Annotated in this window: 17 protein-coding genes and 7 tRNA genes; 15 read left to right on the top strand and 9 right to left on the bottom strand. The window is 63.5% G+C overall.

The genetic code is table 11. The features are described 5' to 3' along the window. Positions 1-120: 120 nt before the first annotated feature. Positions 121-2,421, top strand: a complete 2,301-nt coding sequence (rlmKL, locus tag NFI08_RS11275; RefSeq protein WP_349589418.1) for a bifunctional 23S rRNA (guanine(2069)-N(7))-methyltransferase RlmK/23S rRNA (guanine(2445)-N(2))-methyltransferase RlmL — start codon at positions 121-123, stop codon at positions 2,419-2,421. After that, positions 2,421-2,780 carry a glutaredoxin family protein gene (locus tag NFI08_RS11270; protein WP_349589415.1) on the top strand — a complete coding sequence of 120 codons (360 nt, stop codon included), beginning with the start codon at positions 2,421-2,423 and terminating at the stop codon, positions 2,778-2,780. Before rlmKL ends, NFI08_RS11270 begins: the two co-directional genes overlap by 1 nt. A 91-nt stretch (positions 2,781-2,871) precedes the next feature. Here the strand turns inward: NFI08_RS11270 and NFI08_RS11265 are convergent, their stop codons facing one another. Both NFI08_RS11265 and NFI08_RS11260 read right to left on the bottom strand, forming a co-directional pair. Beyond that, on the bottom strand, positions 2,872-3,222 hold the full coding sequence (locus NFI08_RS11265; protein WP_349589412.1) for a hypothetical protein: 351 nt from the start codon (positions 3,220-3,222) through the stop codon (positions 2,872-2,874). Between the two features lie 2 nt (positions 3,223-3,224). After that, positions 3,225-3,506 carry a hypothetical protein gene (locus NFI08_RS11260; protein ID WP_045994908.1) on the bottom strand — a complete coding sequence of 94 codons (282 nt, stop codon included), beginning with the start codon at positions 3,504-3,506 and terminating at the stop codon, positions 3,225-3,227. A gap of 186 nt (positions 3,507-3,692) precedes the next feature. On the opposite strand from NFI08_RS11260, the gene pdxB reads away from it, so the two are divergent. Beyond that, entirely contained in the window at positions 3,693-4,877 is a 1,185-nt protein-coding gene (gene pdxB, locus NFI08_RS11255; protein ID WP_349589408.1) for a 4-phosphoerythronate dehydrogenase PdxB, read from the top strand. Positions 4,878-5,042: 165 nt separating this feature from the next. Here pdxB and ggt read toward each other — a convergent pair whose 3' ends face one another. The 5 genes from ggt to msrB form a co-directional block, all read right to left on the bottom strand. Beyond that, complete coding sequence (gene ggt, locus NFI08_RS11250) at positions 5,043-6,782, bottom strand: gamma-glutamyltransferase (protein WP_349589405.1); 1,740 nt, start codon at positions 6,780-6,782, stop codon at positions 5,043-5,045. A 219-nt stretch (positions 6,783-7,001) separates the two neighbouring features. Continuing rightward, complete coding sequence (gene htpX, locus NFI08_RS11245) at positions 7,002-7,901, bottom strand: protease HtpX (protein ID WP_045994888.1); 900 nt, start codon at positions 7,899-7,901, stop codon at positions 7,002-7,004. A 185-nt stretch (positions 7,902-8,086) separates the two neighbouring features. Next, the gene (locus NFI08_RS11240; RefSeq protein ID WP_045994887.1) at positions 8,087-9,316 is read right to left on the bottom strand and encodes a pyridoxal phosphate-dependent aminotransferase; all 1,230 of its coding nucleotides are present in this window, start codon (positions 9,314-9,316) and stop codon (positions 8,087-8,089) included. Positions 9,317-9,424: 108 nt separating this feature from the next. Continuing rightward, positions 9,425-10,459, bottom strand: coding sequence for a ribosome biogenesis GTPase YlqF (ylqF, locus tag NFI08_RS11235; RefSeq protein WP_349589401.1), 1,035 nt, complete (start codon positions 10,457-10,459; stop codon positions 9,425-9,427). Between the two features lie 271 nt (positions 10,460-10,730). Continuing rightward, positions 10,731-11,129: a peptide-methionine (R)-S-oxide reductase MsrB gene (gene msrB, locus NFI08_RS11230; protein WP_045994885.1), complete on the bottom strand. Its 399-nt coding sequence runs from the start codon at positions 11,127-11,129 to the stop codon at positions 10,731-10,733. 305 nt (positions 11,130-11,434) lie between these two features. Here msrB and NFI08_RS11225 point away from each other — a divergent pair. From NFI08_RS11225 to NFI08_RS11170, 12 genes are all read left to right on the top strand, one after another. Next, a tRNA-Glu gene (locus tag NFI08_RS11225) sits at positions 11,435-11,510 on the top strand. 40 nt (positions 11,511-11,550) lie between these two features. Continuing rightward, positions 11,551-11,625: transfer RNA gene (locus NFI08_RS11220), tRNA-Gly, on the top strand. 4 nt (positions 11,626-11,629) lie between these two features. After that, positions 11,630-11,705 (top strand) — tRNA-Glu (locus tag NFI08_RS11215). 27 nt (positions 11,706-11,732) lie between these two features. Next, positions 11,733-11,807: transfer RNA gene (locus tag NFI08_RS11210), tRNA-Gly, on the top strand. Positions 11,808-11,810: 3 nt separating this feature from the next. Further along, positions 11,811-11,886 (top strand) — tRNA-Glu (locus NFI08_RS11205). Between the two features lie 53 nt (positions 11,887-11,939). Then, a tRNA-Gly gene (locus NFI08_RS11200) sits at positions 11,940-12,014 on the top strand. Between the two features lie 394 nt (positions 12,015-12,408). Beyond that, positions 12,409-13,353: an ABC transporter ATP-binding protein gene (locus NFI08_RS11195; RefSeq protein ID WP_124802432.1), complete on the top strand. Its 945-nt coding sequence runs from the start codon at positions 12,409-12,411 to the stop codon at positions 13,351-13,353. Then, positions 13,350-14,123 carry an ABC transporter permease gene (locus NFI08_RS11190; protein ID WP_045993708.1) on the top strand — a complete coding sequence of 258 codons (774 nt, stop codon included), beginning with the start codon at positions 13,350-13,352 and terminating at the stop codon, positions 14,121-14,123. Before NFI08_RS11195 ends, NFI08_RS11190 begins: the two co-directional genes overlap by 4 nt. 68 nt (positions 14,124-14,191) lie before the next feature. Next, positions 14,192-15,046 (top strand): NADPH-dependent 7-cyano-7-deazaguanine reductase QueF, encoded by an 855-nt coding sequence (gene queF, locus NFI08_RS11185; RefSeq protein ID WP_349589396.1) that lies wholly within the window; start codon positions 14,192-14,194, stop codon positions 15,044-15,046. Positions 15,047-15,168: 122 nt separating this feature from the next. Then, the gene (locus tag NFI08_RS11180; RefSeq protein WP_045993706.1) at positions 15,169-15,729 is read left to right on the top strand and encodes a nitroreductase family protein; all 561 of its coding nucleotides are present in this window, start codon (positions 15,169-15,171) and stop codon (positions 15,727-15,729) included. 51 nt (positions 15,730-15,780) lie between these two features. Beyond that, positions 15,781-16,383: a YiiD C-terminal domain-containing protein gene (locus NFI08_RS11175; RefSeq protein ID WP_349589392.1), complete on the top strand. Its 603-nt coding sequence runs from the start codon at positions 15,781-15,783 to the stop codon at positions 16,381-16,383. Between the two features lie 164 nt (positions 16,384-16,547). Beyond that, a tRNA-Ser gene (locus NFI08_RS11170) sits at positions 16,548-16,635 on the top strand. A gap of 317 nt (positions 16,636-16,952) precedes the next feature. Here NFI08_RS11170 and NFI08_RS11165 read toward each other — a convergent pair. Together NFI08_RS11165 and NFI08_RS11160 are read right to left on the bottom strand one after the other, a co-directional pair. After that, positions 16,953-17,879, bottom strand: a complete 927-nt coding sequence (locus NFI08_RS11165) for an SMP-30/gluconolactonase/LRE family protein (RefSeq protein WP_349589391.1) — start codon at positions 17,877-17,879, stop codon at positions 16,953-16,955. Continuing rightward, positions 17,876-19,780 (bottom strand): TRAP transporter permease, encoded by a 1,905-nt coding sequence (locus NFI08_RS11160; protein ID WP_349589389.1) that lies wholly within the window; start codon positions 19,778-19,780, stop codon positions 17,876-17,878. Before NFI08_RS11160 ends, NFI08_RS11165 begins: the two co-directional genes overlap by 4 nt. Positions 19,781-19,787 lie beyond the last annotated feature (7 nt).

The following is a 19,787-nucleotide window of genomic DNA, read 5'->3' as shown; positions in this document are numbered from 1 at the left end:
GATAGCGTAAGCCGCTCGGCATTGTCGACTGTTGTTTTGTAACAACCTGTTCACCTTGTCGTCATGAAATGGTTAACCGAATAATGGCTTTCGCAGTCATCATTAATGTAGGAGAAGCAAGTGCCTGAGAAGCTTGACCTTCTGGCAACCTGTCCGCGGGGCATCGAACAACTGTTAGCCGACGAGCTAGTCACATTCGGCTTGACACCGGGCAAGACCACCGTGGCAGGCGTGAACGCCGAGGGCGATCTCGAGGGTGCCTACCGGGCCTGTCTGTGGTCGCGCCTGGCCAACAGGGTCATCCTGTGTCTGTCGCGGACGGAAGGCGTCGAAACGCCGGATGCCCTGCACGATGCCGCCGCCGCCGTCGACTGGCAGCGCCATCTGCCTGCCGGTGCCAGCATTGCGGTGGACTTTCATGGTCGCAGTGACGAGATTCGACACACCCGCTTCGGCGCCCAGACGGTCAAGGATGGCGTGGTCGACCGTCTTGGTGCGGCCGGCCAGGCGCGTCCCGATGTCGACGTCCGTCATCCCGACGTGCGCCTGTATGCCCACCTGCACCGTGGCCGCTTGACGCTGGGCATCGACCTGTCCGGCGACAGCCTGCATCGGCGCGGCTATCGTCGCGATACCGGCCACGCCCCGCTCAAGGAAAATCTGGCGGCGGCGCTGCTGGTGCGCGCCGGCTGGCCGGAGTTGGCCAAGCAGGGGGCGCCGCTGGTTGACCCCATGTGTGGCTCGGGCACGCTGTTGATCGAAGCTGCGCTGATGGCCGCCGACATGGCGCCCAACCTGAACCGGGAGCGCTTCGGCTTTGCCCGCTGGGCCGGCCACGACCCGGCGCTGTGGCGCGAGGTCCTGCGCGAGGCCGAGGCCCGGGCGAGCATCGGACGAAAACGCGCGCGCTCGGTGATCTTTGGCTTCGACCAGAGCCCGCCGGCGCTGTCGGCGGCCAAGACCAACGCCATGCGCGCCGGCATCCCGGCGCTGATCCACCTCGATGGCGCCAGCGTGCATCGCCTGGCGCGGCCGCGGGTGCTCGACCCCGAGCTTGCGGGGCTGGTGATCAGCAACCCGCCTTACGGCGAGCGTATCGGCGAGCTGCCGGAGCTGGTGCGGCTCTATTCGGACCTGGGCGAGCGGCTCAAGGCAGACTTCGGTGGCTGGCGCCTGGCGCTGTTCACCGGCAATCCGGACCTTGGCCACCGTCTCGGCATGCGCGCCCACAAGCAGTACGCGCTGAGAAACGGCCCGCTCGAGGCCAAGCTGTTGCTGATCGATATCGCACGCCGCGATGGCCAGAGCCAGAACCAGGATCAGAACCAGGATCGGAGCCAGGGTCGCCGCCATGACGCTGAGGCAACGTCGGCGGTCGACGGCCATGCTAGCCCGGCCACCGGGGCAGGTGAAGGGTCGGCATCCTCCGATACCCAGGCAACATCCACGGCACCTCGTAGCGAGGGCGCCCAGATGTTTGCCAACCGTCTGGAAAAGAACCAGAAGAAGCTGCGCAAGTGGCTCAAGCGCAGCGGCGAGAGCTGCTATCGGCTGTACGACGCCGACATGCCCGAGTATGCCCTGGCCATCGATGTCTACGGCGATCACGTCCACGTCCAGGAGTACGCCGCGCCCAAGTCCATCGACCCGTCCCAGGCCCAGCGGCGTCTGTTCGATGCCCTCGGGGTGATTCCCGAGGTGCTGGAAGTGGACCCCGGCAAGGTGGTGATCAAGCGGCGCAAGCGTCAGCAGGGCAAGTCCCAGTACGAGAAGCAGGGGCGCAGCGGCCAGCGCTTCCAGGTCACCGAAGGTCGCGCGACGCTATGGGTCAACCTGCGTGACTATCTGGACACAGGGCTGTTTCTCGATCATCGCCCGGTGCGCCGTATGCTCGGCGAGATGGCTGCCGGCAAGCGCTTTCTCAACCTGTTCTGCTACACCGCCACGGCCACGGTGCAGGCAGCGCTCGGCAGCGAGGCCGAGGGCGGCGCCAGTGACAGTGTCAGCGTCGACATGTCCAACACCTACCTGGAGTGGGCGCGGGACAATTTCGCGCTCAACCGGCTCGACCCGTCGCGCCACCAGGTGGTGCGCGACGACTGCCTGCGCTGGCTGGAGACCGCAGGCGGCGAGTTCGACCTGATCTTCATGGACCCGCCGACCTTCTCCAACTCCAAGAAGATGGAAGACACCCTGGATGTCCAGCGGGACCACCCGCGCCTGGTGCGCCTGGCCATGGCTCGGCTGGCGCCGGGCGGTACCCTGGTGTTCTCCAACAACCAGCGGCGCTTTCAGATGGATGACGAGCTTGCCGTCGACTTCGAGGTCAAGGACATCTCGCGTCAGACCTTCGACCCTGACTTCAGCCGCCGGCCGGACCTGCACCACTGCTTCCTCATCCGCCATCGGCAGGCGTCGTGATGGTACTGACGCTCTACACCACCCTGGGCTGCCATCTGTGCGAGCAGATGGAAGCCCTGGTGCGTGCCCTTGCCCGGGTGGAGTTCACCATCGAGCGTATCGAGATCAGCGAAGACGACACCCTGCTTCGCCGTTACGGCGAAAGGATCCCGGTGCTGATCGACGCTGAACGTCCCGATGACGTCCTGGAGGGGCGGGTGGAGCCGGATGCCGTCATGCGCTGGCTGGCGACACGCGGGTGGTTGAGCGAGCAAGCGGTCGCTGTGCAAGCCGAAGCGGACTCGGCGAGCCAGGGGAGGGAGGCTCCCGCAGTAACAGCGTCCCGGGTGAAGGGACGCCGCGTCTTCGGCAAGCTCTGAGCGGGTGCTGGGATGGCTGTAGGATGACTGTAACAAGGGCTATGGCGAGAGCGCCCGTAGTGGTGGCCTCGTCGCCATGGCGGCCACCGCGTTAGCGGCGGGTCGCCAGGGCAGCGGCCAGCTCTCGCTGGTAGGCCTCGAGATGTGAGGTCGGCTCCTCGTCAAGACGCCCAAGTGCCACCGCCAGTTCGAAGAAGCCAGGGCCCGGCAGTTGCGGTGCCTGGCGGCTGACCACCAGGGCGGCGATCAGCGGTCGTTCGGCCGCGACATCCTCGCGCATGGTGATTTCCAGGGCTTCGGCCACCCGGCGGATGGTGCGTGGCGGGGTGAGTCCGAGGGCCTCGGCGGCCTGCTGGTAGGTGATCGGCAGGGCGCTGTCGGGCAGGCTCTCCAGCAGGGCACGCAGTCGGGGGGCCAGGCTGGCAGGGGAGGTGCCCGCCATGCTCAGTGCTCGTCCAGCAGTGACAGTTGCCCCATGGCTTCACGGCCTTCCGGGCTATGGTCGTCGGCTTCCAGGACCTTGGTGAAACCTCGCGATCCGAGGATGGTCTTCTCGTCTTCCAGCCACATCATGGCCTGACCGTAGTCATCGGCCAGCTGATGCTTGAGCCCGCCGAACTGGGTACCGATCTGGCCCCAGGCACGGCTGAAGATCCAGTCGCCGAACATGTCCTGGTGCACGTGCACGAGGACATAGTCATGGTCGGTTTCCCAGCGGACGATCACGGCGACTCCCGTCATATCACTTGGTGGCTACGGAGGGCGGGCGCCGGCTCCGTGTCTGGAAACGCTGATAAAGCCTTTGCAGTGTTTCCATTATGGTTATCATGGGCATTGTAAGCCCTTGAGGCTAATCCACAAATAGCCCGGTTGCATGACCGGGAGCCCGATACCTGCGACCCGGGGAGCCCCATGAAGATTCTTGTCGATGCCAACGTGCCCGCCGCCGATGCCTGCTTTGCGCCGCTTGGCCAGGTCAGCCGTCGGCCGGGGCGCGAGATCGACGCCGACAGCCTGGCCGATGTGGATGCCCTGGTGATTCGCTCGATCACGCGTCTCGACGCCGATTTGATCGAGGCCACCAAAGCCAAGGGCTCGCCGCTGTCTTTTGTCGGCAGTTGCACCATTGGCACCGACCACGTCGACCAGGCCGCCCTGGCGCGCCATGCCATCACCTTCGCCAGCGCCCCTGGCTGCAATGCCGAGCCGGTGGTGGACTACGTGCTGTCGGCGTTGATGCTGGCCTGCGAGCGTCGTGGTCAGTCGCTGCTCGAGCGTCGCGTGGGTATCGTCGGCGTCGGCAATGTAGGCGGCCGGCTGGCGGCCCGTCTGGCCGCCATGGGCATCGAGCACCGGCTGTGCGACCCGCCCCGGGCCGAGAGGGAAGCCAGCAGCAGAGCCGGTCGCGAGAACGGCCAGGACTTTGTCGAGCTGGACGCCCTGATCGACAGCTGCGACGTGCTGTGCCTGCATACCCCGCTGGTGCGCGAGGGACGCCACGCTACTCTCCACCTGCTCGACGCCCGGCGCATCGAGTCGCTGGCGCCCGGTACGCTGCTGCTCAATGCTGGACGTGGCGACTGCGTCGACGGCCAGGCGCTGAGCCGACGCCTGGCTCGCGGTGATGACCTCACCGCACTGCTCGACGTGTGGGAGGAAGAGCCCTCCATCGACCAGGTACTGGCGCACCAGGTCGCCCTGGCCACGCCCCATATCGCGGGGCATAGCCTGGATGGCAAGCTGCGCGGTACCCATCAGATCCATCAGGGGCTGGTGGCCCATCTGGGGCTGGGGGAAAGGGTTTCCCTCGCGGAGCTGTTGCCCGCTCCCGCGCTGTCACGCCTGGTGCTCGATGGCGGCTTGTCGCCGGAGGAGGCACTGGCGCTGTGCATGCGGGCAGTGTATGACCCGCGGCGCGATCATGACCGACTGCTGCGTGCCATGGCCGTCGATGACTCGGGCAAGGGCTTTGATCAGTGTCGGGCGAGCTATCCGCTGCGTCGTGAGTTTTCGACCCTGACGCTGGAGCTTGTCGGCCAGGCGCAGGAGCTGGCGCCCCTGCTGTCCGGGGCCGGCTTTCAAGTGGATTGCCGCTGACACAGACGGCACCGCCGTCCAAGTGGTCTTTCCCGACCAGCTACATGGACACCCCAAGGGCCCGACGCCATGCGCCGGGCCCTTTTCTGTTGTGGCGGACATCCTCTACCGCGACTTCCATCGCGTGTCGCGGCCAAGTCTTGGCGTTGCCTGCACGTCAGCAGGTTACAGCCCCATGGCCGAGGAGGTGGAACGGCGCGGATCGGCACCGCCGTAGAAGACGCCGTCCTCGATCAGGATCGACTGGGCGGCACCCATGGCCTCCTGCTGGCTGACGGTGTGGCCCATGCTCTCCAGCAGGTCCAGGGTGTCGGGGCTGACGCCCTGTTCGATGCGGATTTCGTCGGGCAGCCACTGATGGTGGATGCGCGGCATGCTGACCGCTGCCTGGATGTTCATGTCGTGGTCGATCACGTTCATCAGCACCTGCAGGGTGGTGGTGATGATGCGCGAGCCACCGGGGCTGCCGGTGATAAGGTAGTTCTTGCCGTCGCGCTTGACGATGGTCGGCGTCATCGACGACAGCATGCGCTTCTCCGGCTCGATCTTGTTGGCTTCGCCGCCGATCAGGCCGTAGGCGTTGGGTACCCCCGGCTTGGCCGAGAAGTCGTCCATCTCGTTGTTGAGCAGGAAGCCGGCGCCGTCGACCACGATGCCCGAACCATAGCTGAAGTTGATGGTGTAGGTGTTGGACACCGCCAGGCCGTTGCCGTCGGCGATCGAGAAGTGAGTGGTTTCGTTGGACTCGTAGGGCAGCGGGTTGCCTGGCGCGATATCGGCACTTGGGGTGGCCTGGTCGGCGGCGATATCGCTGCGTAGCTCGGCGGCGTACTCCTCGGAGGTCAGCCCGGCCAGGGGCACCTCGACGAAGTCGGTGTCACCCAGATACTGGGAGCGATCGGCGTAGGCCCGCTTCATTGCCTCTGCCATCAGGTGGATGGTGCGGGCCGAGTTGAAGCCCAGCTCACCGATATCGTCGTCCTCGAGGATGTTGAGGATCTGCACGATATGGGCGCCACCGGAGGACGGCGGGCTCATCGCGTAGACGTCGTGGCCACGGTAGCTGCCATGCACCGGTTCGCGCACGGTGGCCTCGTAGCTGGCCAGATCCTCCAGTGTCATCAGGCCGTCGTGACGCTCCATCTCGGCGGCGATCAGCTCGGCGGTCTCGCCCTCGTAGAACTCACGGGGGCCCTTTTCGGCGATGCGCTTCAAGGTGGCGGCCAGGTCCGGCTGGCGGTAGATGTCGCCGACCTGGTAGCGCGAGCCATCCTCCTTGAAGAACTTGGCGCGGCTGGCCTCCCAGGGCTCGAAGCGTTCGCTGGCGCTGTCGATGCCGTCGACGAAGCGCTGGGGCACGGCGAAGCCCTCTTCGGCAAGCTTGATGGCCGGGGCCAGGGTCGCGGCCAGGCTCATGGTGCCGTAGCGCTCCAGCGCCAGTGCCAGCCCTGCCACGGTGCCGGGTACGCCGGCGGCGTTGTGGGTGTAGCGGGACAACTCGGCCACAGCGTCGCCGTTGTCGTCCTGGAACATGGTCTCGTAGGCCGCCTTTGGGGCCTTCTCGCGGTAGTCGATGGCGATGACTTCATCGCTGTTCTCGTCGGAGATCAGCATGAAGCCGCCGCCGCCGATATTGCCCGAACGCGGCTGGGTGACCGCCAGCGCAAAGCCTGCGGTGACGGCGGCGTCCACGGCATTGCCGCCGTTGGCCAGCACCTCTCGGGCCACCTCGGAGGCCAGGAAGTGGCTGGTGGCGACCATGCCGCGGGTGCTGACCTCAGGATGGAAGCGTTCACCTTCCAGGATCGCCTGACTGTCGGCCAGCGCCGAGGTCGAGACGAGACCCAGAGCGAGCCCTAGCGCCGAGCCTGCGATTGCCCCGCGCAGGGAGTAGGAGACTGACATGGCATACCCTCGTGTTTTCGGTAGATCGTTGCAGGCCGCTGGCCGTGCGGCCAGAACACCTCGTTGTACGCTGCTTAACTATTGTCGTGACGAGGCGTACGCGCAAATGGCGAAGCGACCCTGGGTGTGCCGAGAGGAGTAAGTGAAAGCCGGCTCCAACGACAACGCCCCCACCAGGCAGGGCCGGGCGGGGGCGTTGCGAGCGCATCAAGTGTGCGCTTACTGGCGGTAGGCGGCTTCCTTCAGCGCGCGGATGCGATCATCCAGCGGCGGGTGGCTGGCAAACAGCTTTTCCATCAGCTTGCGGGTCTGGCCGGTGGTGATGGCGAAGGCGGTCAGGGTGTCCGGCATCTGGTCGGGCATCTGGGTCTCGGCCTTGAGTCGAGCCAGGGCATTGATCATGGCGCCGGAACCGGCGAGCTTGGCCCCGGCGGCGTCGGCGCGGTACTCGCGGAAGCGCGAGAACCAGGCGGCGATCATCGAGGCCAGGATGCCAAACACGATCTCGGCGACCATGACCACGGCGATGTAGCCGAAGAAGCCGAGGCCCTCGTTGTCGTCACGCCGCAGGAAGCTGTCGACCACCTGGGCGACCACCCGGGCGAAGAACATCACGAAGGTGTTGAGCACGCCCTGAATCAGGGCAAGCGTGACCATGTCGCCGTTGGCGACGTGGCCGATCTCGTGGGCCAGCACCGCCTTGATTTCTTCGGGCTGCATGCGATTGAGCAGGCCGGCGGACACCGCGACCAGGGCATCGTTCTTGTTCCAGCCGGTGGCAAAGGCGTTGGACTGCTGGGCCGGGAAGATGCCGACCTCCGGAGTCTTGATGTTGGCCTCGCGGGCCAGCTCGGCGACGGTGTCGACCAGCCACTGCTCGGTGGCGTTGGAGGGATTTTCGATGATCACCGTGCCGGTGGAGCGCTTGGCCATCCACTTGGAGATGAACAGCGACACCATGGAACCCGCCATGCCGAACACGAAGCAGAAGATCAGCAGGCTGTTGAAGTTGATGCCCTGGGCGTTGAGGTAGGGCTCCACGCCGAGCAGGCGCAGGGTGATACTCGCCACCAGGATCACCGCCAGGTTGGTGCCCAGGAAGAGCAGGATTCTCATCATTGCCGACATTCTCCGTAAGGAAGGAAACCTGCCGAGCCAATTGGCTCGACGGGAGGAATCAGATGCTTAGATAAGCCCTGGAGCGACAAGTTTCAAGCGCCCGGGCGCGGATGACGCTATCGCCGTGCCAGCGTCGAGATAGCGGATTCGATGCTGGCACCCGGCGATGACGTCGGCGTGACCGCTTACTGGCGATAGCGCGAGAGGAAGCGGGCGAAGCGATCCAGGGCGTCGCCGAGCTGATCGGCCCAGGGCAACGTGACGATGCGCACGTGGTCCGGGTCGGGCCAGTTGAAGGCGGTACCCTGGACCAGCAGGATCTTCTCCTGCAGCAGCAGGTCCAGCACCAGTTGCTGGTCGTCCTGGATATTGAAGACCTTGGGGTCCAGGCGCGGAAAGGCGTAGAGCGCGCCCTTGGGCGTGGTGCAGCTGACCCCTGGGATGGCGTTGAGCTTTTCCACCGTGATGTCGCGCTGGGCCAGCAGGCGCCCGCCGGGCAGGATCAGGTCGTTGATCGACTGGTAGCCCCCCAGTGCGGTCTGGATGGCGTGCTGGGCGGGCACATTGGCGCACAGGCGCATCGAGGCCAGCATGGTCAGGCCCTGGATAAAGTCGTTGGCGCGCTGGCGTGCCACCGCCCCGGACAGGGTCATCCAGCCGCTGCGAAAGCCGGCGCAGCGGTAGCTCTTGGACAGACCGTTCATGGTCACCACCAGCTGGTCTTCGCTGGCCAGTGCCCCGGTGGCCACGTGCACGGTGTCGTCGTAGAGGATCTTGTCGTAGATCTCGTCGGAGAACACCACCAGGTTGTGCTCACGGGCGATGTCGAGCAGCTCGCGCAGCACCTCGGGGGGATAGACCGCCCCGGTGGGGTTGTTGGGGTTGATGATGACGATGGCGCGGGTGTGGCTGGTTACCTTGGCGCGGATATCGTCCATCGCTGGCGCCCAATCGGCCTGTTCGTCGCACAGATAGTGTACGCCACGCCCACCGGACAGGTTCACCGCAGCGGTCCACAGCGGGTAGTCGGGGGCCGGGATCAGCACCTCGTCGCCGTCGTTGAGCAGCGCCTGCATGGCCATCACGATCAGCTCGGAGACGCCGTTGCCGATGTAGATGTCCTCGATGCCGACGCCAGGGATCTCCTTGCGCTGGCATTCCTGCATGATCGCCTTGCGCGCCGAGTAGAGCCCCTTGGAGTCACAGTAGCCCTGGGCGGTAGGCAGATTGCGCATCACGTCCTGCAGGATCTCTTCCGGCGCCTCGAAGCCGAACGGCGCCGGGTTGCCGATATTGAGCTTGAGGATGCGCTGTCCTTCGTCCTCCAGCCGCTTGGCGTGCTCGAGCACGGGCCCGCGGATGTCGTAGCAGACGTTGTCGAGCTTGTGAGACTTGGAAAGGGTGGGCGTGTCCATGGCGCGGGTCTCGCTGGGTCCGTGTGTCCGTGCCCGCCGTGGCGGGAGTGTCGTTATTGGTGAGTCCTGTCGATGCGTTGCCGGGGCGGCGGTGGCCGGGCGTGCGGCCTAGTCGTCGCTCGCCGCTTCGCCCTGGGCACCCTGGTGAGGTGCTGCCTTCGAGGCGCCTTCTACGACATCCTGCGAGCCGTCTTCCGAGGCATCGTCTGCGGCGTCGACAGCGGCTTCCTCAGGCGCCGGGATGTCCTCCGGGGTCTCCAGGGTCAGGCGCCCGAGCTTGCCGTCACGCAGTTCGTGCAACAGCACCTCGCTGCCGCGGTGCAGGTCGATCTCGCCACCGGCGCGCAGGCCACCGCGCTTGGCGGCGATCTCGGCGAGGATGGCGTGGCCATCAAAGCCGGCCAGCGCCATCAGGTCCGGGCGAGCGTCTCCGTCGGCCTCGACCTTGTCGGCGTCGGGATTGGCCTCGTAGGCCGGCAGCGCCTTGAGTTTATAGCGTGCCTTGAGCGCCTCTGGATAGCGTTTGGCCAGCTCGGCGGCGGTGATCAGGGCCACATCGACATAGTCGATGGCGGTATCGCGGATGGCGCCGCTGGCCGCCAGACGATAGGCACTGGCCTGATCCTCGATCTTTGGCCACAGCACGCCCGGGGTGTCGGTCAGCGCCACGCGACCCTGGATGCGTACCTTCTGCTGGCGCTTGGTCACCGCCGGTTCGTTACCGGTCTTGGCGATGGTGCGTCCCGCCAGACCATTGATCAGCGTCGATTTGCCGACATTGGGGATGCCCATCACCATCACTCGCACGTCGCGATCGGCACGCACCTGGCCAGCCAGTTCATGGCACAGCTTGGGAATGCGCTTGAGCTCGCGGGTATTGGTGGTGGTCACCGCCAGGGCGCGGGTGTCTGGCTGGGCGTCGAAGTGGGCGGTCCAGGCGCGGGTACCCTCAGGATCGGCCAGATCGGCTCGGGACAGGATCTTGAGTACCGGCTTGTGGCGGGTCAGGCTCGCCAGCATCGGGTTGGCACTGGAATAGGGCAGGCGCGCGTCCAGCACCTCGATGACCACGTCGATTTCCGGCAGCGCCTCGAGAATCTGGCGTCGCGCCTTGTTCATATGTCCCGGAAACCAGCCCAGCATCTCGTTCTCCTGCCTTTTCTAAAGGGTGTTGCGCAAATGGCTCCCCATCTTATGGAAATGCGAGGCAAATGTCGCGAGCGGTGGATGACAAGGCCGCAGATGATGGAGGGCAGGGTCGCACACGGCGGGAGGCGAGGTCGCAAGGTCCGGGCGACAAGCGCGCCAGGCCCGCCGAAAAACACCTGGCGGCGGGCACAGGGGCTTGCAGCGAGAAGGAAAGGGGCAAGGGGAGAGAGACGTCTGAGGCGTAGGCCAGGGGATGGCTCAACGCCTACTCCCCCTCATGAAAGTCGATGGCCAGCGAGTTGATGCAGAAGCGCTCTCCGGTGCTGGTCGGCCCGTCGGGGAACACATGGCCCAGGTGGGCATCGCAGCGATGGCAGGTGACCTCGATGCGGTGCATGCCGTGGCTGGTGTCCTCGTGGCGCTGCACGCTTTCGCAGGACAGCGGGCGGTCGAAGCTGGGCCAGCCGCAGCCAGCGTCGAACTTGTGCTCGTTTTCAAACAAGGGGGCGTTGCAGCACACGCAGTGATAGATGCCGTGCACCTCGGTGATCTGGTAGTCACCGGTAAAGGGACGTTCCGTGCCTTTTTCGCGGGTGACGTGGTACTGCTCCGGGGTAAGCTGCTCTCGCCATTCGGCGTCGGACTTCTCGATCTTCTTGCGCATGGACGGTCTCCCGTGACGTTCGGTCGAGGCTTGCGCATCGTGGTTCGCGTCGATGCGGCACCCACGACTGCATCAAAGTCGCAGCCTCGGTATTCAAGCTAAGACGTTTGCTGCAGTTTGACCAACTCCTGCGTTCCACGATGCAGGGGAGGGTGGCTAAAGCGTCGATGGAGAGCGAATGCGTATAGAAAGAGCCTATATAGAGAAGGGCGCTGAATCGAGCAGGAAATCCTTCAGCCGGGGTTGACACTTTTGAGGGTGCTCAGTAATATACGCGCCACCTCGAGATGAGACGAGGCGGATGCGTCCCATTCGTCTAGTGGTCCAGGACACCGCCCTTTCACGGCGGGAACAGGGGTTCGAACCCCCTATGGGACGCCAACTCGAATCTCGAGGCCGGAATGCGGCAGTAGTGCGCAGCGCGGGAATAGCTCAGTGGTAGAGCACAACCTTGCCAAGGTTGGGGTCGCGAGTTCGAATCTCGTTTCCCGCTCCAATGCGTCCCATTCGTCTAGTGGTCCAGGACACCGCCCTTTCACGGCGGGAACAGGGGTTCGAACCCCCTATGGGACGCCACTTTCCGGTACAATTTGCGATGCGTTTGCGGGAATAGCTCAGTGGTAGAGCACAACCTTGCCAAGGTTGGGGTCGCGAGTTCGAATCTCGTTTCCCGCTCCATGCGTCCCATTCGTCTAGTGGTCTAGGACACCGCCCTTTCACGGCGGGAACAGGGGTTCGAACCCCCTATGGGACGCCACTTCGCAGCGCAGGCAGGACACGATGAAGACATCGTCGGACTGCATCGATCAAGCGGGAATAGCTCAGTGGTAGAGCACAACCTTGCCAAGGTTGGGGTCGCGAGTTCGAATCTCGTTTCCCGCTCCAGTATCGAGAAGCGTCTCAAATACCTGTGGAAAGCACATCGCCAGAAGCAGCAACAGTCGCCTGAGCGACGCGAATCATCGCGTTGATCGGCGATTTTTTTGTGCTTGCGCGAAGCGAGTCCGGCGTAAGACCATCGAGTGCCCCTTGCGTCGACGCCGCATTTGCCGCTTTGTCCGGTTGAAGATGCTCCCGACCGACCCCATATGCTAAGCCTTCTATCGAATAGCGAATCCCGTCGCTCGGCACGGCGCGATCGCGACGGGTTGGGCAAGCCGATGCCAACCGTCAACGTCGAGTCACCCGCGACAGGCAAGCTAGCGAAGGCGTGCAGCGCTTGGCGTCCGATCTCATGCTTCAAAGCCCAAGCTTTCAACCCTGACACCAAGGATCCCTCATGGCCGAACCGGCTCTGTCCATTCGAGGCCTGACCAAGGTCTACGGCAATGGCTTCAAGGCCCTAAAGGGCATCGACCTCGACGTCCAGCAGGGCGACTTCTACGCCTTGCTTGGCCCTAATGGGGCGGGCAAGTCCACCACCCTGGGCGTGGTCTGTTCGCTGGTGCAGAAGACCGCCGGCCAGGTAAAGATCTTCGGCATCGATATCGACGAGGACTTTGCCCGGGCCAAGTACCATCTCGGGGTGGTGCCGCAGGAGTTCAACTTCAACCAGTTCGAGCGGGTCATCGATATCGTGCTGGCCCAGGCCGGCTACTACGGCATGCCTCGCCGTGAAGCCCTGCCTCGGGCGGAAAGTCTGCTCAGGGACCTCAGCCTGTGGGACAAGCGCAACGGTAGTGCGCGCATGCTGTCCGGCGGCATGAAGCGCCGCCTCATGATCGCCCGCGCGCTGATGCACCGTCCCAAGCTGTTGATCCTCGATGAGCCCACCGCCGGGGTGGATATCGAGTTGCGTCGCAGCATGTGGGAGTACATGCGGCGTATCAACCGCGAGGAAGGCACCACCATCATCCTGACCACCCACTATCTGGAAGAGGCGGAGAGCCTGTGCCGCAACGTGGGCATCATCAACCACGGCGAGATCGTCAGGAACACCAGCGTACGCGAGCTACTGAGTGAGCTCGACACCGAGACCTTCCTGCTGGATCTGGCCGAACCCATCGATCATGCCCCCGCCATCGAAGGCTTCGAGGTCAAGCAGGTGGACAGCGCCCAGCTATCGGTGATGGTGCATCGCGGGCAGTGCCTCAACGACGTCTTCGATGCCCTCAAGGCAGACGGCGTGCGGGTGCTGTCGATGCGCAACCGGGCCAACCGGCTGGAGGAAATGTTCGTGTCCATGGTGGAAAGCGGCAACGCCGACAAGGAGCTGAGAGGATGAACCCGAGTCAGATCGCGATCGCCCTGTGGACCCTGGTGGCCAAGGAAGTCCGGCGCTTTACCCGGATCTGGCCGCAGACCCTGTTGCCGCCGTCGATCACCATGACGATGTACTTCATCATCTTCGGCAACCTGATCGGCTCACGCATCGGTGAGATGGACGGCTACAGCTATATGGACTTCATCGTCCCGGGGCTGATCATGATGTCGGTGATCACCAACAGCTACTCCAACGTGGCCTCGTCGTTCTTCTCCAACAAGTTCCAGCGCAGCGTCGAGGAGATGATGGTCTCGCCGATGCCCAACTGGGTGATACTGGCGGGCTTTATCCTCGGCGGCATGGCGCGCGGGCTCGGTGTCGGCATCATCGTCACCGGGGTGTCGCTGTTCTTTACCCGCATCGAGGTGGCCCACCCGCTGTTGACCATCGGGGTGGTGATCCTGACCGCGGCACTGTTCGCCACCGGCGGCTTCATCAATGCGCTGCTCGGCAAGAAGTTCGACGATATCTCCATCGTGCCGACCTTCGTGCTGACGCCGCTGACCTACCTGGGTGGGGTCTTCTACTCGATTTCGCTGCTACCGGCCTTCTGGCAGGGCGCCTCGATGCTCAACCCCATCCTCTACATGGTCAACGTCTTCCGCTACGGTTTCCTTGGCGTCTCCGACATCCCGGTCGGCTGGGCGCTCGCCGCTATCTTCGGCTTTATCGTGGTGCTGTTCGCCATTGCCCTGTGGATGCTGGAAAACGGCAAGGGCATTCGCAGTTGATCGCACCGGCCGCCTCGGGCGGCCGGTAGCCGTTTGTCTCTCGGACTCTCTCTTGTTCAGGTATTGCCATGTCCACTATCCCTCGGGATCCCCACCACCGCCCCGTCACCCTGACCGATGCGCCCCTGGGGCGGGAATCGGACTATCCCGAGCGCTACGATGCGCAGCTTCTGTTTCCCATCGAACGCGCCGCCAACCGCAAACCGCTGGGGATCGAGGAAGGCGCGCTGCCCTTCGTCGGCGAGGACGAATGGCACGCCTTCGAGCTGTCCTGGCTGACGCCCAGGGGCAAGCCCTGTGTCGCCGTGGCACGCTTTCGCCTGCCGGCAAGCTCGCCCCGGTTGATCGAGTCCAAATCCTGGAAGCTCTACCTCAATAGCCTGAATCAGACCCGCTTTGCTGGCCACGACGAACTGATCGAAACGCTGAAGCGCGACCTGAGCGAGGCCGCCGGTGCCGAGCTCAGCGTGGAGATCCTGGCGGTGGACGACGCCGAGCTCAACCCGCGCCCGTTGCCGGGGGAGTGCATCGACGATCAGGACATCGAGATCAGCGACTATACGCCGAGCCCGGAGCACCTTGCGGTCAGTGACGAGATCGTCGAGGAAACGCTGACGTCCCACCTGCTCAAGTCCAACTGCCCGGTGACCGGCCAGCCCGACTGGGGCAGCGTGATGATCCGCTACCGCGGTCCCCGGCTCGATCGCGAAGGTCTTCTGCGCTACATCGTCGGTTATCGCCAGCACCAGGACTTCCACGAGCACTGCGTCGAGCATATCTTCATGGACCTGATGGACAAGGCTCGCCCAGAACGGCTCTTGGTGCTGGCACGCTACGTGCGCCGCGGTGGTCTCGATATCAGCCCCTGGCGCGGTACTCCCGGCGAGACACCGCCCACGCCGCTGCGCCTGGCGCGCCAGTAGTGGCAATGGCTCAGGGCGATAGCGATAGCGCCACAGACAATACCCGAGTGATCTGGTAGGGTAATGCGAAGAATTCTCGATCGCTGAACAGTGACAGGGCTCGGACCCTCTGGAGTGACACGATGGATGCAATGACACTGCTGCACGAGCGCAGCTCCATGGGCAAGCTGATGGGACCGGCCCCCAGCCGCGAACAACTTGAGGCGATCTACTGCGCCGCCCTGCGCGCACCGGACCACAAGGAGCTCAGACCCTGGCGGTTTATCGAGTTCTCCGGCGAGGGACTCGACCGCCTGGGTGAATTGTTCGCCGAGGCCGAATTTCGTGAAGACCCCAAGGCGACAGACGAGTGCCTCAACAGCGCTCGAATGAAGCCCAAGCGCGCACCCATGATCATCGGCGTCGTCGCCAAGGTGGACCCGGACGTACCCAAGGTGCCGAAGATCGAGCAGGTCATCTCCGCTGGCTGCGCTGCCCACGGCATCCTGCTGGCCGCCCACGCCCTGGGGCTCGGCGCCATGTGGCGCAGCGGCAAGTACGCCTTCGACGACACCGTGCGCAAGGGCCTGAGGCTCGGCGACGACGACGAACTGGTCGCCTTTATCTACATCGGCCAACTTGGTGGTCGTCACAAGCCCATCGCCTGTCACGATAGTGAGGACTTTGTCGAGCGCTGGGACTAGAAAGGAGCCGAGCGCTGGGACTAATAGAGAGCCGAGCGTTGGGACTGAACCATGGATGAATTGATCAGACGCGTTGGCACGGCCCACCCGCGGCCCGTCTTGCCGCCCGAGGGAGGCGAGGACGACCCCGGGGCCTTTCTCGACTGGCTGGGTGAGGCGATCCCCCTGGTCGGATCGCTTGGTATCACCTGCATGGCGCGCGACAAGGAGTCGCTGCGTTGGGAGCTTGCCCTGACCCCGAACCTCAACGACAAGGGCACCGGCTTCGGCGGCTCGCTGGCCGCTCAGACCACCTTGCTCGGCTGGTGCTGGACCACCCTGTGGCTGCGTCGTCGAGGCTACAACCGCGACGTGGTGGTGGCCGAGGCCAGCCAACGCTTTCTCGCACCGGTCACCAGCGACTACCGCCTGATCTGCCGACCCGAGGCGAGCGGCTCCGCAGACGTTGATGCCAGTGGTGCGGCAGGGCAGGGTAGTGCCGGGCAGGTCAGCAGAGAAACAGGCGCCGAAGCGGCACTGGAGCAGCGCCTGGCGGAACGCGGCAAGGGCCGCATAGCCCTGGTCCAGCAGCTGTGGTGCGGCGACACCCTTTGCCTGGAAGCGAGGGGGGACTACGCCGTGCTGGCCAGCGAACCTCCCATCGCAGCACGCTGACGCCATCGCGCCGCTTCGCCATCAGACCCCGAACTGCCACGCGACGAATCTGATGCAAGCCGAAAAACGGCTTGCAATCGAGAACTTAAGGCGATAAAGTATGCGCCGTCTTGAGGGATAAGCACCGCGCAACGCGGGCATCATGTTTCTCGGGATGACAATGCGGAGGGGTGTCCGAGTGGTCGAAGGAGCACGCCTGGAAAGTGTGTAAGTCGAAAGGCTTCGAGGGTTCGAATCCCTCCCCCTCCGCCACAGAATTTGAGAAAGCCGCTGAAAAATCAGCGGCTTTTTCTATGTTCGCAGATTGGCGTAGAACGGGCGGGGAGTGATGAGGGGGCAGAGGGAGCGAGAATTCCCCAATACCAAGGTTATCAACTATCTCTTCCACTCAGTAGCCTTGAACGGATGTGAGGTGATGGGTCGAGGTTGCGGCGACTGGGCCAACCAGCGCCGAGACAAAGTGGCCCTCAAGGTCATCAAGCAGATGGACTAAAAGTATCGCGACACAGGGTGCTTCTTCCCGAAGATCTGTGCCGCATTTCCCGGCCAAGCGCGATGAACCACTCGTTTTAGTAATACATGTTCTTTTTTCCGGGAGTGTCTACCCGAATTTTTAGTACTGAACCGGTTGCTGATTCCGTCATATATAAAGTGCGCCTGTCTGTGCCACCAAATGCCAAATTAGTGAGTGTTCGACCTTCGGTTGGAGATTGCAGGCGCCAGAGCGGCACTCCATGCGGGTCAAATACCCACACACAGCCATTGCCCGCATCGCAGACGAAGAGGTTGCCGGCCTCATCCAGAGACAGGCCATCGGCTCCGGACACTCCTCCAGCGAGCGCAACAAACATGCCCACTTTGCCGATGGGACCATCGTCACGTAGCGGCAGGCGCCAGACACCGTTGCCGCGGGTCATGGCCACAAAGAGAGACGTTTCCTCAAGATCGCAGACCAGTCCATTGGGACTTATCCCGTTCTCCAGTAGTCGATCCAGGCGTCCTGTGTCGGGCTCGAAGCGGTACACCCTACCGGAAGGATCCTGCAGCCCCGTCTGTCCCTGATCGGTGAAGTAAAGACGCCCGCGTCGGTCGAAAAAGAGGTCGTTGACGCCCTTGAAGCTCTCGCTGCCGCAATGAGCGAGGATAGGCTGCGGAGAGTCCCCCTCTGTCGATAGCGCCAGGATGCCGTGGCGGTAGTCGGCAATCCACAACCGACCATCCGGCCCGAAGGTCATGCCATTCGGCCAGCCATCATATTGGCAGACAACTCGCCAGCAGCCATCGGGTGACACGCACAGGATTCGACCATGGGGAATATCGGTGAGATAGAGGTTTCCATGTTCATCGAACACGGGTCCTTCCAAAAAGCTCGGCACCTGCTGCCCAGGCTTGTTGGCATCGATCCATCCGGAAGGCGCGTCGAAGAGCTTTAGCTCTTCCGGTACCTTACTGAACACTTCGCAATAACGGGTTTCAGGGGGAGCGTACAGACTCACGATGGTGCCTCCGAATCGGGTTTCGCAATCATTGCCGAATGGCGTACCTTGGCGGTGATCAGCAGTATGATCAGGGTGGCTGCCAACGAGATTGTCATCCCTTGTGTTAGCGCAGCAATGCCGGCCACCGCCAGCACGAGACGTTCCCAGCCCTTGAGTGATCGCTGGAAGAAGCCAACGTTGGCGGCGCTGATCGCCAGGGTGGCCAACGCCATCATCGCAACGGTCAGGACAAGCATGGGTAGGTTGTTAGCTGACAATGCCTCAAGATTGATCTCGGGATGGAACACCCAGGCGAACGGCAATAGGAAGGCGACCACCGACAAGCGAAGGGCGCTGAGGGCGATACTGATCGATCGATCTCCGGTGATCGCGGCTGCGGCGAACACGGCAAGCGCCACCGGCGGCGTAATCGCCGAGAGCACGGCATAGTAGAAAACGAAAAGATGTGTTTGGAGCAAGCCGACACCCAGGTCCAAGATCGCAGGTCCGGCGACGAAGATAACCATCAGATAGGAGGCAGCTGTCGGCAGCCCCATACCCAGCAGGATTGAGCAGCAGGCTGCCAGAATCAGCGCCAATACCAGATTGTCTTCGCCTAGGCTGACGATGGCTTGGTTAAGCGTTACGCCGAGACCGGTTACGCTGACGGCGCCAATGACGATACCGATGGCAGCACAGGAAACCAGCACCGCGAGGCCGTCTCGACCGCCATCCACCAGCACATCCCGCAGTCCGCTCAAGCTGAGCCGTGTACCAGGCAGCAGCATGGCAACCACGAGCACTACAGCGGCTGCGCTCATGCCGCACCAGGTGGGAGAATAGCCCGCCAACAGCAGTCCGATCAGGGCCGTGAAACCGGCGACCAGCACCAGGCCTTGTGAACGACGCTTCGCATCGAAGGGCTCGTCACCGCTTTGCTCGGGCTTCAGGTTGAGCCGCCCGGCTTCGAAGGCAACAGCCCCGGACAGCGCCAGCAGATACAAAAATGCAGGTATCACCGCCGCCAGCACGATGCTCGGATAGGGAATACCGGTGATCTCGGCCATGATGAAAGCACCAACTCCCATAATGGGTGGCATCAACTGTCCTGAGCAGGAGGCCACTGCCTCCACGGCACCGGCGAATCGGCTTTGATAGCCGGCACGTTTCATCATGGGGATAGTCAGCACACCGGTTGACATGACGTTCGCTGGGGCCGACCCATTGACTGAACCGAACATGGCCGAACCGATGATGGCGGCCTGGGCTGCCCCGGAGCGCTTGCCCTTTGCCAGGCGAAGGGCCAGGAAGTTGAAGAAGTCTCCTGCCCCAGTGTGCCGAAGCGTGGCCCCGAGAATCACGAACATGAGCACCACATCGACTACCGCCGCCAAGGCGATACCGTAGATGCCCTGATAGCTGTAGCTGACCTCTAGGACCTCATCTAGCCAGAACTCGCGGTGTCCCAGGACGCCAGGGAGCCAATGACCATAGAGTAAGTAGAGGATGGCGCCACCGGTAATAGCGACCAGAGTCCAGCCTTCCACTCGACGAGCGCCCTCTAGGACCAGTAGCGTACCGACTGCGTAGCACAGCATGTCGTGTCGGTTGGGAAGCCCTTCACGAAAAGCAGCAATATCTTGATATTCAACCAAATAGTAGCCACTACTGGCCAATGTCAGGATGATCAGCAGCCACGACAGTGCCTGGTCCGACGCGGGAAAGCGTTGCGCGAGCGGCCCGGGCTTGAGGGCGAAGGTTGCCACCAGGCCGAGCATCAGGCTGATGCCGTACATGATTTGACCGGGATAGCGGACACCAACGGTTGTCCAGATAATGAAAGCTGTTAGTGCCGCACAGGCGGTCAGACCGAGGGCCCGCAGTGCGGGCCCAGGAGTGTGTGAAGGAGATACCGACATGAAAACC

Origin of the sequence: Halomonas sp. EF61 (assembly GCF_040147045.1) — a bacterium.
GTDB classification, from domain to species: Bacteria; Pseudomonadota; Gammaproteobacteria; order Pseudomonadales; family Halomonadaceae; genus Halomonas; species Halomonas litopenaei.
This window is presented reverse-complemented; position numbering and strand designations above follow the sequence as displayed.